The sequence below is a fragment of the Vibrio sp. BS-M-Sm-2 genome (assembly GCF_041504345.1).
GTDB classification, from domain to species: domain Bacteria; phylum Pseudomonadota; class Gammaproteobacteria; order Enterobacterales; family Vibrionaceae; genus Vibrio; species Vibrio satsumensis.
This window is the reverse complement of record NZ_CP167894.1, coordinates 3505294-3520503: the sequence shown is the minus strand read 5'-3', so window position 1 is coordinate 3520503 and position 15210 is coordinate 3505294. Positions and strand designations below refer to the sequence as shown.

The 15210-nt window shown below is 42.3% G+C and carries 12 protein-coding genes and 1 riboswitch; of the genes, 7 read left to right on the top strand and 5 right to left on the bottom strand.

The features are described from left to right. Positions 1 to 427: 427 nt before the first annotated feature. Positions 428 to 1969, top strand: a complete 1542-nt coding sequence (locus AB8613_RS15935) for a sodium:alanine symporter family protein (RefSeq protein WP_146489951.1) — start codon at positions 428 to 430, stop codon at positions 1967 to 1969. A 145-nt stretch (positions 1970 to 2114) separates the two neighbouring features. On the opposite strand, the gene AB8613_RS15930 is transcribed toward AB8613_RS15935, so the two are convergent. Next, positions 2115 to 2279, bottom strand: coding sequence for a hypothetical protein (locus AB8613_RS15930; RefSeq protein WP_372384131.1), 165 nt, complete (start codon positions 2277 to 2279; stop codon positions 2115 to 2117). A gap of 231 nt (positions 2280 to 2510) precedes the next feature. Then, the gene (locus AB8613_RS15925; RefSeq protein WP_372384130.1) at positions 2511 to 3755 is read right to left on the bottom strand and encodes an MFS transporter; all 1245 of its coding nucleotides are present in this window, start codon (positions 3753 to 3755) and stop codon (positions 2511 to 2513) included. A 104-nt stretch (positions 3756 to 3859) separates the two neighbouring features. Between AB8613_RS15925 and AB8613_RS15920 the strand changes: the two genes are divergently transcribed. Beyond that, positions 3860 to 4762, top strand: a complete 903-nt coding sequence (locus AB8613_RS15920) for a LysR family transcriptional regulator (protein ID WP_372384830.1) — start codon at positions 3860 to 3862, stop codon at positions 4760 to 4762. Positions 4763 to 4853: 91 nt separating this feature from the next. Here the strand turns inward: AB8613_RS15920 and AB8613_RS15915 are convergent, their stop codons facing one another. Further along, positions 4854 to 5588: a chromosome partitioning protein ParA gene (locus AB8613_RS15915; RefSeq protein ID WP_146489950.1), complete on the bottom strand. Its 735-nt coding sequence runs from the start codon at positions 5586 to 5588 to the stop codon at positions 4854 to 4856. 609 nt (positions 5589 to 6197) lie between these two features. Beyond that, a riboswitch (glycine riboswitch) is annotated at positions 6198 to 6317 on the top strand. A gap of 129 nt (positions 6318 to 6446) precedes the next feature. Between AB8613_RS15915 and AB8613_RS15910 the strand changes: the two genes are divergently transcribed. The 4 genes from AB8613_RS15910 (at position 6447) to AB8613_RS15895 (ending at position 11501) form a co-directional block, all read left to right on the top strand. Next, positions 6447 to 7817: a sodium:alanine symporter family protein gene (locus AB8613_RS15910; RefSeq protein WP_017059726.1), complete on the top strand. Its 1371-nt coding sequence runs from the start codon at positions 6447 to 6449 to the stop codon at positions 7815 to 7817. Positions 7818 to 8208: 391 nt separating this feature from the next. Further along, positions 8209 to 9015 (top strand): winged helix-turn-helix domain-containing protein, encoded by an 807-nt coding sequence (locus AB8613_RS15905; protein ID WP_146489949.1) that lies wholly within the window; start codon positions 8209 to 8211, stop codon positions 9013 to 9015. Next, positions 9012 to 9473, top strand: a complete 462-nt coding sequence (locus tag AB8613_RS15900) for a hypothetical protein (protein WP_372384129.1) — start codon at positions 9012 to 9014, stop codon at positions 9471 to 9473. The genes AB8613_RS15905 and AB8613_RS15900 overlap by 4 nt, the downstream gene beginning before the upstream one ends. Positions 9474 to 10022: 549 nt before the next feature. After that, positions 10023 to 11501, top strand: coding sequence for an aerolysin family beta-barrel pore-forming toxin (locus AB8613_RS15895; protein WP_372384128.1), 1479 nt, complete (start codon positions 10023 to 10025; stop codon positions 11499 to 11501). Between the two features lie 115 nt (positions 11502 to 11616). Here AB8613_RS15895 and AB8613_RS15890 read toward each other — a convergent pair whose 3' ends face one another. Further along, positions 11617 to 12252, bottom strand: a complete 636-nt coding sequence (locus AB8613_RS15890; protein ID WP_048659471.1) for a LysE family translocator — start codon at positions 12250 to 12252, stop codon at positions 11617 to 11619. Positions 12253 to 12557: 305 nt separating this feature from the next. On the opposite strand from AB8613_RS15890, the gene AB8613_RS15885 reads away from it, so the two are divergent. Beyond that, entirely contained in the window at positions 12558 to 14030 is a 1473-nt protein-coding gene (locus tag AB8613_RS15885) for a carboxypeptidase M32 (protein WP_285954434.1), read from the top strand. 92 nt (positions 14031 to 14122) lie between these two features. On the opposite strand, the gene AB8613_RS15880 is transcribed toward AB8613_RS15885, so the two are convergent. Beyond that, positions 14123 to 15124 carry a metal-dependent hydrolase gene (locus tag AB8613_RS15880; RefSeq protein ID WP_372384127.1) on the bottom strand — a complete coding sequence of 334 codons (1002 nt, stop codon included), beginning with the start codon at positions 15122 to 15124 and terminating at the stop codon, positions 14123 to 14125. Positions 15125 to 15210: the final 86 nt, after the last annotated feature.

Genomic DNA, 15210 nt, shown 5'->3' with positions numbered 1-15210 from the left:
CCTCAGATTTACGTCCTCAGCCATCGAATGTCTAAGACTTTCAAAAGTACATCAACATTCACCAGTCGTTATAACTGCCACTGCATATGCCTTTTGCTACCTAAAAAAAGCCCACTTATACCCAAACAATGACGAAACTCGTACAATTGTAAATTTATTGTAAAAATTTCTTTGATGACATTATTTTTATGTATAGGCTTATCAGTAAGACTTAGTAGGCCGAATACCATAGTCTTATTGGTGCACATACCAAAAGGATATACATATAAAGCAAGATCAGTACTTATATTTATTTCGTTTTTCGACCCAGCTACAACCGTTTATGTTGCCGTCGAATGAAGTGGATAAGTTACTGAAATATACAAAGCAAATAGAAAACAAACACAACAGCAACAAACATAATTTAATAAAAAAGACAGGGAAAACCATGAAAAACTTACGTGAATTATTTTTTGGGTTTATATTATTATTTAGTTCCAGTGCATTTGCAGAAGAAGGATCATTTAATCAAGCTATCAGTAACTTAAGTCAAAGTGTTGATGGATTTTTCAACGAATACACAGGTTGGTTCGTTGGACTGATATTTAAAAGCGTCCCTGTAGGTGAAGCAAGCTTTCCAATAATTGTTGGCTGGCTATTGCTCGCTGCAATTATCTTTACTGTTTACTTTGGCTTTGTTCAATTTAAACGTGTCGGGATGGCAATAGACATTATTAAAGGTAAGTACACAGACCCTAGTTCCAAACACGAAGGGGAAGTTTCTCACTTTCAAGCGTTAACAACCGCGCTTTCTGGAACTGTTGGGCTTGGTAATATTGCCGGTGTGGGTGCTGCACTTGCGATTGGTGGTCCTGGCGCGACATTCTGGATGATCTTGTGTGGCCTTCTGGGTATGGCTTCTAAGTTCTGTGAGTGTACCTTAGGTGTGAAATACCGAACTATCCTACCTTCAGGTGTTGTTTCGGGTGGTCCAATGTACTATCTAAGCCAAGGCCTTGGTGAAAGAGGTTTAGGTGGACTAGGCAAAGTGCTCGCTATTGGCTTCGCACTGATGTGTATTTTAGGTGCATTGGGTGGCGGTAACATGTTCCAAGCTAACCAAGCACACGCGATGCTAACTTACGCATTTGATGTACCAAGCGAATACGGTGTGATCACTGGCCTTGTACTCGCCTCTTTAGTTTTCTCTGTGATTGTTGGTGGTATGCCTTCTATCGCATCGGTAACGGAAAAAGTTGTTCCTTGGATGGCTGCTCTGTATATCGGTATGGCTCTGATTGTAATCGGTTCTAACCTTGATCAAGTTGGTCCTGCGTTCAGCGCAATCTTTACAGGTGCATTTACTGGTGAAGGTGTCGTTGGTGGCTTCATTGGTGCGTTAATCCAAGGCTTGAAGCGTGCAACATTCTCGAACGAAGCAGGTGTAGGTTCAGCAGCTATCGCTCACTCAGCGGTTAAAACAAAAGAGCCAATCACCGAAGGTCTAGTATCACTATTAGAACCGTTCGTTGATACGGTAATCATTTGTACAATGACAGCATTGGTTATCACTATCGCTGGCTTAAATGTAGGTCCATTCGATGGTTCTGGTTTAACGGGTGTAACACTTACTGCAGCATCGTTTACTGAAACTGCAGAAGTATTTAAATACACACTCGCTCTTGCGGTAATCATGTTTGCGTTTTCGACAATGATCTCTTGGTCGTACTACGGTCTTAAGGCGTGGACTTACCTATTTGGTGAAGGCAAAACAACGGAACTGATTTTTAAAGTGATGTTTTGTGTGTTTGTTGTTATTGGTGCCACGATTCAGTTTGGCGCGGTAATCGACTTCTCTGACGCGGCTATCTTTGCAATGTCTATCTTCAACATTCTTGGTCTGTACTTCTTGATGCCAGTTGTGAAGAAGGAACTGCAATCATTTGTTGCTCGCGTGAAATCTGGCGAAATTAAAACTTACGAGAAATAATTTCTCTTCAGTGCTTATCGTCAAATAACACTGTTCTAAAAATTTTTGTAAGCCCCTTTGCTTGAGAAAGCGAGAACAGGACTGCAACTTATCCAAATCCCTACCAGCTTTGCTTGTGGGGATTTTTTATGTTTGAATTGTTAGGCTAGCAGCTATCCTCAATGCCTTGCTGACTCTTTTCACTATCGTGCTCAACGTCGATACGACGAACCAACTCTTCTACTTCGATCATCTCTTTTTGTGCTAGTGACAAACGACAATCATCGAAACAATAAGCCATGGTGCAGTTCTCACACTGATATTCATTCATGGTTTATTCCCTGTCCATTGAGATGATCTAATCAAAGAATGACAACAGACCGCGTGTTCATCCTAGAACAACGCTATTATGCTGTTTCTCAACCCTATAAATATGCGTGCACTGTCACCGAATATTCAATTAAGCACATATTAAAACTATTTTACGGCTCTAATCACGAATAGCTTGGTAATAGTGTGAAAACGGCTATGAACCATTCAAAAATGCAATGAGCACTTGTGGTCACTTAGCAGTATGTAAGCCCTTCCCTCTGTTATGAGCGCACCAAAGCAAAGGAACACACAGAACAATACAAACTGCGACATAGACCAAAACATCAAAATCCAAAGATGAGTCAGATTGCGACTGTACCAAGGAGCTACTAAACAGCCCTCCAAATCCGACAGCAAAATGTTGTAGGGAACTTTGTATACGAATTAAAAGCATACGTTTATTAGGACTAAGAGCGTTAATCAGCTCAACAGATATCACTAAAGTTCGTGTTGAGCTCACCACTACAAATACAATAAAAGCAGCAGCTGCATTTCCGACATTTAAGGAACTAAAACCCAAGACGATAGAAATAACCATCGCCAATGATAAGCATGTAATAAGGAGGAAAACCGCTTTGTTGGAAACTCGAATACGCCCGAAGATTTGCATTGCAACAAAAGAACAGGTCCCGCTAATCACATAGCAATACCCTAGTAAAGTTGGCGATATTCCTAGGTTCACCTCGAGCATAACTGGAAACTGAGTCGAGATCAGAAAAGTACCGAGCACGGTGCCGAATGCCAAACAAACCGCAAAACGAAGATCCCGACTATATAGAAATTCAGTTAACGTAAATGGCTGATTATCTGTGCCTATCGACTTTGTATCTTCTGGTTTTGATAGAATTGATGGTGACAGAAACACCACGACACCAATCATGAATAGTGAGCCAGCAATCACCTGGAAACTCATTTGCCAATCACTCACGGAGGACAAAATAATAAGCGCTGGTACACCCACACTTAACGCTAATGGAAACGAACTCAGTAATACAGCGATGTTTCGCTTTCGATCACTGTCACCAGAGCGCAAGGTAAGATAATTCAGATTTAGAACAGCTAATGCCCCACCGAAAAATCCCGAGATCACTCTAAAAGCAAGCAAACCATTAAAATCAGTGATCAACGTTGATAGCCAAGTTGTCATAGCTAAACCTACAACGCAGATACATACTCTTTTTATTTCTCTATCCGGGTCTGTTGTGCCTTTCGTGAATAAACATATGATTGCCGCTGCGATCGCATACGCAGAAACAAGATAACCAGCTTGTGAGGCATCTTCTTCTAGGCTTAAGCTTATTGTTGAACTTAACGGGACAATAATAAGAGCATCAAGTGCAACTAAGAAGTGAATAACAAAACAACCAAAAACAACGCGACGTGGTAACGAAGTCTTACTTGGCAACAAAGACTTAATACGATTTATAATGAACAAATTTCACCCTACTGTACTGATTGGTAATGGTGTTATTGTACAAAGTGAAACAGGTCAACAAAGTAGCTATTGTTGGTTACATAATCCAAGAATTTGGGATAAAGATGATCGATCAAATAGAACAGCAATGGCTTAGAAGCTTCCATAGCGTTTTCGAGAACAATAGCTTTAAAAGAGCAGCAGAATTTTTAGATTTACCAACATCAAACGTTAGCCGCCACATAGCCCTATTAGAAGAAAAGCTCAACACTCGGTTGTTTGAAAGAACCACCCGAAAAATAGCGCCAACAGAAGCCGGCGAGAAACTATACCAATCGACACAACCCCTATTAGGTCAGCTTAATGAAGCACTAGAGGGAGTAACACGATATTCACACGGCATAGAGGGGCAATTAAGAGTATTGATGCCAGACACACCTGCTCTCGCGCAGGCTGTAATTTCGTTCTGTACTGAGCACCCCAAAGTTTCACTCTGTTGTGATACGAGCTTGAGCCCCAAAGGCGATCTGCTTGATGGGTTTGATGTTATCTTGAGTTTTGGTCGAGGTAAGTTGGCCGATAGTAATTGGATTGCGCGAGAAATTCGACGTTGGCCGAGTGTAGTTGTTGCGGCACCAAAGTTAATTCAAGACTCCAAGCGCCCTTTTCAAATAACAGATTTACTCCACGTACCCTGTATTAGCAGCTTAACAGCATTGAATGGAACACCCTGGATATTCAAGAGCACAGATGGTGAACTGATTACCCAAAAAGTAAATTCATCATTTAGAGTAAACAGTGGAAGCCTCGCCAAAGCCGGTGCCTTAGCTGGACTTGGATTTTCTATATTGCCACTCGAAGCCTGTCTCGGAGACATCAAGGCAGGCTCTCTAGAAGTCGTTGAGCTTGAGTATAAGCCTGAAGATTTGGTCTTGTATGCTTTCTACGCATCAAGAAAACACCTAGCAAAGAAGATATCGATGTTTGTAGAGCACTTACAAACTTGTCCAGCTCACCTACAAAAATAACCTGGAACGAAAAACGCCCACACCATTTTCATGATGTGGGCGTTTGAATAGTTATAGCGATAACCAAAGATGAATGATTAAAGGTTTGAGTTTATAAACCCATCTCTTCAGTAAGTGTTTTGATTTGCTTGAGATCCATGGTGTGGACTTCAATCATCTGTCTGATATCACTCAGTCTAGAGTTGGCATTATCTTGTTTCTCACACGCGTCAGATTTCGCATCCCATGATGTGCCATCTAAGAACACATCACACGCTTTCTTAAGTGAACCAAGGTTCTGTTCAAGCTCGTCTCTTTCTTTCTCAAGCTTTTCAAGTTCTTGAGATATTTGTAATTCTTTACGGAACAGTTCACGAGAACGTTCAAACAAGGTCGACTGCATATCCGCCTGACGGTTTAGCTTTTGATTATCTTGCTCAGTTTTATCTAGCGTTTGCTTTTGTTCGTTTAACTGCTGCTCTAACGAGTAGTTCGCCTTTTCTAAAACCGCAGATTGTTTCGCTAACTCTTGAAGCTCTTTTTGATGCTCTTCCACTTGCTTTGCTAGCGCAACTTCGACTTTGGCGTCGATCTCGGTATCAACTTTTGCCACTTTAGCTTCAACCGACGTCATCAATTCTGTTTTACTGTCGCGCAATTCTTGATAACGGGTTTCGAGTACCTGATAAGTGGACTCCCACTTCGAAGCCGTGACTGTAGAACCGATTAAGCCACCCAGCGCTAAACCTATAACCGCAGCAATGCCGATATAGAGCTGACTGCGCTTATCGCGTTCTTCAATAACAACCACTTCATCTTGTTCGCTTTGTCCAGATTGCTGGTTCACTAGCGGGTACTCCCAAAAATTTGTTTAACGTTACGCGGTCACTGGCACTGATGCCAATACTGATAGTGTAGGCTCAGTTAAACCTATCGCTCAAGCCAGAAGCACTTAAGCTTTGCTAACACATTCATCCCAACTGTTTACAGAGAGGTTTAACGAGTTAACTCCGAAATCATCAAGCTGGCAGTATACAAAAGGAAGCTGCTAACGATAACTATCACAACCCCTTTTTGCAGTTTTTCGTTTGTCCGGTAACGAAATAGTACAAATGCCAAAGCCAATAAAAAAACAATCGCTATTAGTCGAGTCATAACTCCTCCTTGTTTCTCTATTTTATACCATTTAAATAAGCAAGTTACGTCAGAGACTCGTTGTTTGATCATTTAGTTGAACAACATTTGTGCAAACAGATATTTTGTAGCTGACATCACATTTTATATGATCTAGGATACGCCTACAGATTACCTAATTATTTAGGTAATTGTTCCGATGAAGACTGCAGGAGAGTGGTTTTTAACTAAATATTAACATTTAGTTAGATTGACCCGCCGAAGAAGTAAATCTTTCAGGTGCTTTATGCTGGAGAAATCCAGAAAAGTGAGGACTGTCGTTGGAGGAACCTCTGGAGAGAACCGTTAGATCGGTCGCCGAAGGAGCAAGCTTAGTGCCCGTTACTTATCTATAAGTGATTCGCTAAGTGAAACTCTCAGGCAAAAGGACAGAGGAGTGGAAAGCAACAGCCTTAATTAACAAAAGAATTCTATCTAGAAATCCGTATGTATTAAGTAGTGCTCCCGATCCCTGTGATCTGCACTGCCTTCCCTCTTCTCCTTAAATTTTTTAATTTATTAAGGGGAATCTATGAACCACCTACAAGCTACACTACAAACCATCAACCAATTCGTTTGGGGACCACCACTGCTTATTCTGCTAGTGGGTACAGGTATCTACTTTACTTTTCGCTTAGGCTTACTCCAGTTTAGACACCTCCCAACCGCGCTAAAAATGGTATTCAGCAAAGACAAATCCGGTACGGGTGACGTATCAAGTTTTGCCGCTTTGTGTACCGCGCTTTCCGCAACCATTGGTACAGGTAACATCGTTGGTGTAGCGACCGCAATCAAGATTGGTGGCCCTGGTGCCCTATTCTGGATGTGGCTTGCCGCTGTATTTGGCATGGCGACCAAATACGCAGAATGTCTACTTGCCGTTAAATACCGCAGAACCGATAGCAATGGCGAAATGGTTGGTGGCCCAATGTACTACCTGCAATACGGTGTCGGCTCACGAATCTTGGCGGTAATGTTCGCTGTCTTCGCGCTCGGTGTTGCCTGCTTCGGTATTGGTACCTTCCCACAAGTAAACGCTATCTTAGACGCAACTCAAATTTCATTTGGTGCTTCTCGTGAGATGTCTGCTGTCGTTCTAACGATACTAGTGGCAGTGGTAACCCTTGGTGGTATTCAATCTATCGCTAAGGTGGCAGGGAAAGTTGTTCCTACGATGGCGGTTATGTACGTTGTCGCATGTTTAAGCGTTCTGATTTCAAATGCAGACCAACTGTTGAATGCTATTACCCTTGTTGTTACCTCTGCGTTTACCAACACAGCAGCAACCGGTGGTTTCTTTGGTGCAAGCATCATGCTTGCTATCCAATCAGGCATCGCTCGTGGTGTGTTCTCGAACGAATCTGGTCTAGGTAGCGCACCAATGGCGGCGGCGGCTGCAAAAACAGATTCATGCGTGAAGCAAGGCCTTGTATCTATGACAGGTACCTTCTTCGATACCATCATCATCTGTACCATGACAGGTTTGGCGCTTATCTTAACGGGCGCTTGGCAAACGGACCTGTCTGGTGCTGCGATGACCACTCATGCATTCGCCGTTGGTTTGAATGCAGACACCCTTGGCCCTATGTTGGTTTCTGTTGGCCTGATCTTCTTTGCGTTTACAACAATTTTAGGTTGGAACTACTACGGTGAGCGCTGCGTTGTGTTCTTGCTAGGTACCAAAGCAGTATTGCCTTACAAGATAATATTCATCGCATTAGTGGCTTCTGGAGCATTCCTAAAGCTCGACATGATCTGGATAATGGCCGATATCGTGAACGGCCTGATGGCAATTCCAAACCTGATCGGCCTTATTTTGCTACGCCACGTGGTTATCGAAGAAACTAAGCTGTTCTTCAAACCTTTAACGTCTTCAAACGATTGTGAAGCTGTAAAAGCATAATCAGAATTGATTGAACCAAAGCCCGCATTCAAGTGCGGGCTTTTTTCTATCCATTCAATACTTAAACTGACTAAATTATTACTACCGTATACCCACAAATAAAATAAGATTTTAATTAGAGCACTGTTCTAATTAAATTAGAGACAAAGATTAAGCCAATACTCTCTAATTAAAAGTTCCCTAATAAAATCAAAACTTAATTAGATATTACTTATATTTAACAGATTGTGACTAGATAGCAGAGTTTCTTTCATAAAAAATGAAGAATGCTTTTGTTTGAACCACGCAAAAACACACCAGAATAAAACATGTGACTTTAATTCATATAATAGTCAGTTTATAGTCATCTAAATTGTTGAGAGAATTATAATAAAAATAAAACGTTGGCTATATGATCAGATTTGACCCGATTAAAAACCGTATTTATAACGACGAACGTTCTATTAAAATAGGATATCGTGAAACTCGCGTTTTAGAGTTATTACTTAAAAACTCACCCGAGATTGTGAACAAACAAGATATTATTAGTTTCGCATGGGGAAGCGAGTTCATTGGGGATACGTCACTTGCGAAATGTATCAGTTTGCTTCGCCAAGGATTTGTTAAACTTGGCATCAGAGAAACACCCATCGTCACAGTGCCAAAGGTCGGTTACCGACTTATTGATGAATGCGTCTTTATTGACTCGCAACCACAAAGCGAAGTGACGATTCCCCTCACGCCTGTCAGCGAGCAAGTCCCGCTCGGTCAAAGTAATATTGCGGCCTCTATTGCGAGCAACGATACACCTGAATCCAAATCGACTTCACTTACTTACTCTCAGGTCAGCTTATACAAAAACAGGCTGTGTTATTTCATAACGGGTTGTTTATTGTTGTCCTCGGCATTATTGGCTTTTGCTAAGGTTCACGATAAAAGCCTTGGGGATATCACGCCCTTTAACCGGCTTAATGAACAATGGGTTGGGCAGGTCCAAGTTTTTCAGGAAACAAAAGTGTCCTTAAGCCCAGAACTAGAGGCTATTCTCTACAAATACCAATGTGATTGCGTGGCATACATCAGCGATGAGCCCGGCTATTCAGAACTCTCCATACTCAACAAGACGACACGTCAGTCCATCAATATCTTTTACACGGCCACGCAATTAGACCGAGCGAGTGAAGAGATAGAATTATTCCTAAAGAGAGGCCAATTATGATGCCATTTGTAGCTCTGTTTTCCTCGTTAGCGTTATTGATTGGTATATGGAGTATTCCTTCTTCTCCACCCCAAGAAGAGCACCGTTATCAACATAGCGTGGTAGATCTTGTGTTAGATGGAAATGTATTACGAACCAATGGACTCACCAAAATAAGCGATAACGAGGTTCTACACCTAATGTCCGTCCAAGATGACAGCATGCCCGACCCGATTGTTCTACGGTTTAGAGGTGAGGCCGGCCCTTCTCAATCCCTATTCTTTTCAATAGCTGGCACTATCGACTTACTCTCCGTGCAAAAAATAAATAAAGCGATGAATGACAGCTTGTTGTCGCCCTACCTGCTTATCAACAATGACCCTTTAACACTTAAGGTTGATATATTAAGTTCAAATGATCTGTTTGCCATCATTCGGACATGTAATAATGGAAGAACACAACTTTTGGCTAAACGATAATTTGTCGCCGTTTGGCCACCAGTTAAATTCACTTTATTTTAATTAACATCGTTCTGAATATTACACATAAAAAATGGATGGTTAAATTTATTACTGCATCAATAAACATCTCTTGTATTTTGAGCATTCAATTAATCGAGTGTTTAAAACACTGGATTAAATTTAAACATCCAAATCTGATTTATCGCTTTCCTGTTGATATTTACATCAAATAAAAACGATGTGAATAATATGTCTCCTCTCGTACTTAACCATTCATTTCACTCGCGATAGACCACGTCAAAAACTATTTGACGTTAATGTATCAATCATAACTCCTCATTTTTCTAAAAACGGTTTGAGCCTCATCAAACATTTTCTTTTTAGTTACACTCTCTTTCACCAAAAAACAAATCAAACAATACAAACCGTTGAATTTAAAAGGTAAATTAATTCAACCCTTTTCAGTATCTATCTATTTATCAACATGAAAAAGTGAACTTGTCTTGTTAACTGCATGGCACAAAAAACATTATCAAAATAGAAAAATTACAAATGAGGGAATTGTTAATGATCCGAATAAACAGAAGTCTCTTAGCAACCGCAGTGTTGTCTGTTCTATCTACTGGCGTAAACGCAAAAATTTACCCAGACCAAATAGTCCATGACCAACTTGGTGACGATGTATGTCGCTCTGGCTATCGCCCGTTAGACCGCTTTGAAGCCGAAGAGCAAAAGAGTGCTTTGCTGGCTAGAATGGGCACTTGGCAGATCACAGGCTTAAAAGGAAACTGGGTGATCATGGGCCCGGGATATAATGGCCTTATTAAACAAGATACAACCAACGGCAAAACGTTCTGTTATCCGAACAATGACCAGTCTGAGATTCCAAACTACTCTGCTAAATCAGTTCCAGAAGGTAGCGAGTTAGATGTTCAATATGAGTTGGTCAATAACCGTAACGATTTTGTTCGCCCACTAAGCTATCTAGCTCACAACCTTGGATACGCATGGGTTGGCGGCAATAACAGTCAGTACGTTGGCGAAGACATGACAATAAATCGCTCTGGCGACAGCTGGGTGATACAAGGAAACAATGGTGGTTCTTGTAGCGGTTATCGCTGTGGGGAAAAAACTAAAATCACCGTCGACAACTTTGCCTACACCGTTAACGACGATAACTTTTGGCATGGTGATGTTGTCGAATCAGATCGTGAACTGGTTAAGACCGTTTACGCAACAGCAAGAAACAACAGTAATATCGCGCAACAAGTGGTTGTCGACCTGAAAGTGGATGAGTCAACAAACTGGTCAAAAACGAACAGCTATGGGTTCTCACAAAGTGTTCAAACAGAGAATACGTTTAAGTGGCCTCTTGTTGGCGAAACTAAGCTCACCATTAAGTTCGAAGCCAACCAAAGCTTCTCTAAATCAAATGGGGGCTCCACTAGCGAGCAAGTGACACTTCAAGCGCGCCCGATGGTCCCAGCCAACTCAGAGCTTCCGATTCGAGTTGAGTTGTATCGTTCAAGTATCTCCTACCCGTACCGATTCAACGCCGACATTAGCTACGATGTTGAGTTTAACGGCTTCCTCCGTTGGGGTGGCAACGCATGGCATACACACCCAGACAACCGCCCTTACAGAGCTCACACCTTCACTATGGGTCGCGGTAGTGATAAATCTGCAGACATTCGCTACCAATGGGATCACCGATACATTCCAGGTGAAACAAAATGGTGGGATTGGGGCTGGGCTATTAAAGAAGCTGGCTTATCAAGCATGCAATACGCGACTGGCGGAAGCTTACGTCCATTCCACTCTTATGTATCGGGTGACTTCTACGCAGACTCTCAATTTGCAGGTACTATTGAGATTGGCCAAGCGACACCGATTACCAACAATCTACGTAGCAAAAGAAGTACAGATTCCGTTAACGAAACTACCGAACGTATTGGCGATATTGAAGTCACCACCAACTTCAATGCTGATGAGTTGAGTGACTTAGGTTTCGAAGGTGCTGAGATGAACATCAGCATTATTGAATAACACAATGACTCACCTTTAACACTTAATTTGCCAAAACACTCGATTCACCCTAAAGACAAAAGCCCACGACACGTCGTGGGCTTTCATATATTCATGTTCAGTAAAAAACAGTGAACTACACAGGCTCTTCCATTAGAAGCTTAACGCCTAGCCCCACTAGTACCATGCCAGTCACGCCTTCCATCCACTTCATAAAACTCGCATTCTTGAGCAAGTTTTTAGCCGAGTTCAATGCACCAGCTAAACCACATTGCCACACCATCGCAATCATAAAGTGGACTGAAGCCATCAACATAGATTGCAATAAAGGCGAGCCTTCAGGGTTTACAAATTGAGGCAGAAAAGCCAAATAGAAAACCGCCGTTTTTGGGTTAAGCACATTAGATAAGAAACCTTCACGCAAAGAACGTTTTGCACTGTAAGCTTGATGAGCTTGCTCGCCAACCTTCAACCCGCCACCATTTTTCATCAAAGCGCGTAAACTGCTTAAACCAAGCCAAATTAGGTAAACCGCACCCACCATTTTTACGGCTTGAAAGAGTTCAGCTGATTGAGCAAGAATCGCAGAGATACCCACCGCAGAGAAAAAAGCGTGCACATAAAGACCGCTACAGATACCAAAGCTGGTCATTACACCGTCAGATAAGCCAGAACGGCTCGTATTACGAATTACCAATGCCGTATCTAAACCCGGCGTTAGCGTTAAAATAGTGATGGCAATTAGAAATGCCTCAAAGTTCAAAATATCCATATCATTGTCATTCTTGTTCAGCGATTTATCATCAATACCGTGTATCTGAACAATTCGCAAGCAACAATTGCCACCAGCTATACAAGTCACTGATTTTGTGCACAATGGTACAGTTTAATTTGTTAACAAATAGTAAATTACTGGCATATCACTGCCCTACCTTGTTTAAGCTATATCTTCTACTGAGAAGAACAGCCTCAGAAACAAAGTGAAGTGACCAACTTCAAAGTACTAAACATCGAGATGCCCCTTAAACTGATGCAGCCTTATGGGTCATTTAAAGAAACCAAATTAAGAGTAGTCAAATGAGCGCATTCAAAAAACTAGTCGAACACTCTCAAAAATGTTCACGCTTTCAGCACCTAGCCTCTATTTGTGGTTGGGACCAAGCTTCCATGATGCCGGCTGGCGGCAATCAAGCACGTAGTGAAGCGATGGCCGAGCTTTCTGTTCATATTCACGGTCTAATGACTCAGCCACAACTCGGCGCTTGGATTGCAGACGCTGAAAACGAAACACTGAATAACGAGCAACAATCGTCCCTACGTGAAATCAAACGCCAATGGCAACAAGCTAACCTACTTCCAGAAAAACTGGTTGAAGCGAAATCTCTAGCGGGTTCAAAATGTGAACATGCGTGGCGTAGCCAACGTGGAGAAAACGACTGGGTTGGTTTTGAAAAGAACTGGCGTGAAGTGGTTGAGCTATCGCGCGAAGAAGCACAAATCCGCGCAGACGCCGCTAACTTGACCCCTTATGATGCGATGCTGGATATCTACGAACCGGGCACCAGCTCTGCTTCGCTTGATATCTTGTTTGCAGACGTTAAAACCTGGCTACCAAACCTGATTGACGAAGTCATCGAAAAACAGTCGAGCGAGCAATTTAACGCGCCATCTGGTATCTACTCGACAGAGAAACAAAAAGCACTTGGTCTAGAAGTGATGAAGCTTCTACAATTCGATTTTGAACACGGCCGACTAGATGAAAGTGTTCACCCGTTCTGTGGCGGCGTGCCTTCAGACGTGCGTATCACAACTCGCTACGATGAAGCTGAATTCGTTCAAAGCTTAATGGGCATCGTCCATGAAACGGGCCATGCACGTTACGAACAAGGTTTACCTAAACACCTAGCGGGCCAACCAGCAGGTGAGGCTCGCTCTATGGGTATCCATGAATCTCAGTCTCTGTTCTTCGAAATGCAAGTTGGTCGCAGCGATCCATTCATCGGACACTTAGCCAACCTAGCAGGACAACAGTTCTCAGGCTCAGAATTTGAGAAAGATAACTTCCAGAAGATCTACACTCGCGTGAAGAAAGACTTCATCCGTGTTGATGCCGATGAGCTGACCTACCCAGCGCACGTTATCTTGCGTTACGAAATTGAACGTGACTTGATCAACGGCAAAATCAAACACACTGATGTCCCAGAACTTTGGAACACTAAGATGCAGTCTTACCTTGGTTTAAGCACTCAAGGCAACTTCACAAATGGCTGTATGCAAGACATTCACTGGACAGACGGCGCATTCGGTTACTTCCCATCTTACACACTAGGTGCGATGTACGCGGCTCAGTTCATGGCTTCAATGAAGAAAACGGTGGATGTGAACGCTGTGATTGAAAGTGGTGACCTATCGCCTATCTTCACTTGGTTAGAGTCGAACATTTGGAGTAAAGGTAGCCTGCTTAACACCGATGATTTGGTGAAAGGAGCAACGGGTGAAACCTTGAATGCACAGTACTTCAAAGATCACCTCAGAAGTCGTTACCTTTAATTAGCTAATAAGCAAAGGTTGTTTAGAACAACGATCAAAAAAGGCTGAGCAGATCATCTGACTCAGCCTTTTACTCTCAAGACCCCTTACCATTAATTGCCTTTCAACATATCTAGAAAGATCTGTCTAGACTCGGGGGTGTTGTCCCTGTGTGTTTCGTACTTTATATGTGTCTCTGCATCAGCAGACCGAGATAATTTGATGCTCCAAAGTGCTTTCATTTGGTTCGGTACAATTGAATATCGAACATCGATAACACGCAGATCATCTATTGGATCTTGTGCAATATAACCATTTGAAAACCAACGAAAACGTTCAATGTCTTTTGCTTGCTGTGAATTAGGGTCAAGCCACGGGAAATCCTGACTCACATTCAGTTTAACAATAGAGTCTCCAGAATAGGTTTTAACGGAGGTGCCAACTCGAATAGCATCTACGTAGTATCGGGATTCTGTTTCGTACACCACTTTCCACACTAAGATATTTGCAAAGCTCGGTTTTGCCTCTAATCGAATCGGCTCATGTTGTCTTTCTTGCGCTAATTGCCATCCAATCGCCTCTGCCCTATCTCGCTGAATCATTCCTAGCGTCGGATAAATCAAAGCCCACAGAAACGCAATACGAGCCAACCAAGGTGTTCGTTTCCAATTTGCAAACACAAGCAATATTAAGATGGGAAGTGTATAAACAGGGTCGATGATTGAAATGGTATTCCAAGCAAAACGCGCGCTGGTGAAAGGCCAAAGCAACTGTGTACCATAAGTAGTACAAGCATCTAACAGTGCGTGAGTGCCGTAACCCAGTGCACAAAACAGCCAGCTTTGCTTAAAAGAAAGTCCGCGCCTTTTTGCAATCAGATGATGCAGAGCCAAAGCACAGATCAAACTGCCAATTGGGATAAAGAAGAGTGAATGTGTAAATTGCCGATGGAACTCCAAAGCCAACAAAGGATCACTCTGAGACTTAATCAGTGCATCTAAATCTGGCGCCAATCCAGAGAGTAGCCCTAATACCCCAGCGACCACCAAATGTTGTTTTTTACTCGCCGATTGTGCCAAAGAAGCGCCTAGCACACCCTGTGTTAACGGATCCATAAACCACTCACTTTAGCATTCCCTTAATCTGAACAAGTACATTTAGCTATAGCAGTGAATCCGGTTAAACAACAAGATTTTATCAA

Excerpts from the sequence above, each read along its gene's own strand:
- AB8613_RS15910 (WP_017059726.1), top strand. The coding sequence starts at position 6,447 with ATGAACCACCTACAAGCTACACTACAAACCATCAACCAATTCGTTTGG.
- AB8613_RS15880 (WP_372384127.1), bottom strand. The coding sequence starts at position 15,124 with ATGGATCCGTTAACACAGGGTGTGCTAGGCGCTTCTTTGGCACAATCG.
- AB8613_RS15885 (WP_285954434.1), top strand. The coding sequence starts at position 12,558 with ATGAGCGCATTCAAAAAACTAGTCGAACACTCTCAAAAATGTTCACGC.
- AB8613_RS15935 (WP_146489951.1), top strand. The coding sequence starts at position 428 with ATGAAAAACTTACGTGAATTATTTTTTGGGTTTATATTATTATTTAGT.
- AB8613_RS15900 (WP_372384129.1), top strand. The coding sequence starts at position 9,012 with ATGATGCCATTTGTAGCTCTGTTTTCCTCGTTAGCGTTATTGATTGGT.
- AB8613_RS15905 (WP_146489949.1), top strand. The coding sequence starts at position 8,209 with ATGATCAGATTTGACCCGATTAAAAACCGTATTTATAACGACGAACGT.
- AB8613_RS15930 (WP_372384131.1), bottom strand. The coding sequence starts at position 2,279 with ATGAATGAATATCAGTGTGAGAACTGCACCATGGCTTATTGTTTCGAT.
- AB8613_RS15920 (WP_372384830.1), top strand. The coding sequence starts at position 3,860 with ATGATCGATCAAATAGAACAGCAATGGCTTAGAAGCTTCCATAGCGTT.
- AB8613_RS15895 (WP_372384128.1), top strand. The coding sequence starts at position 10,023 with ATGATCCGAATAAACAGAAGTCTCTTAGCAACCGCAGTGTTGTCTGTT.
- AB8613_RS15890 (WP_048659471.1), bottom strand. The coding sequence starts at position 12,252 with ATGGATATTTTGAACTTTGAGGCATTTCTAATTGCCATCACTATTTTA.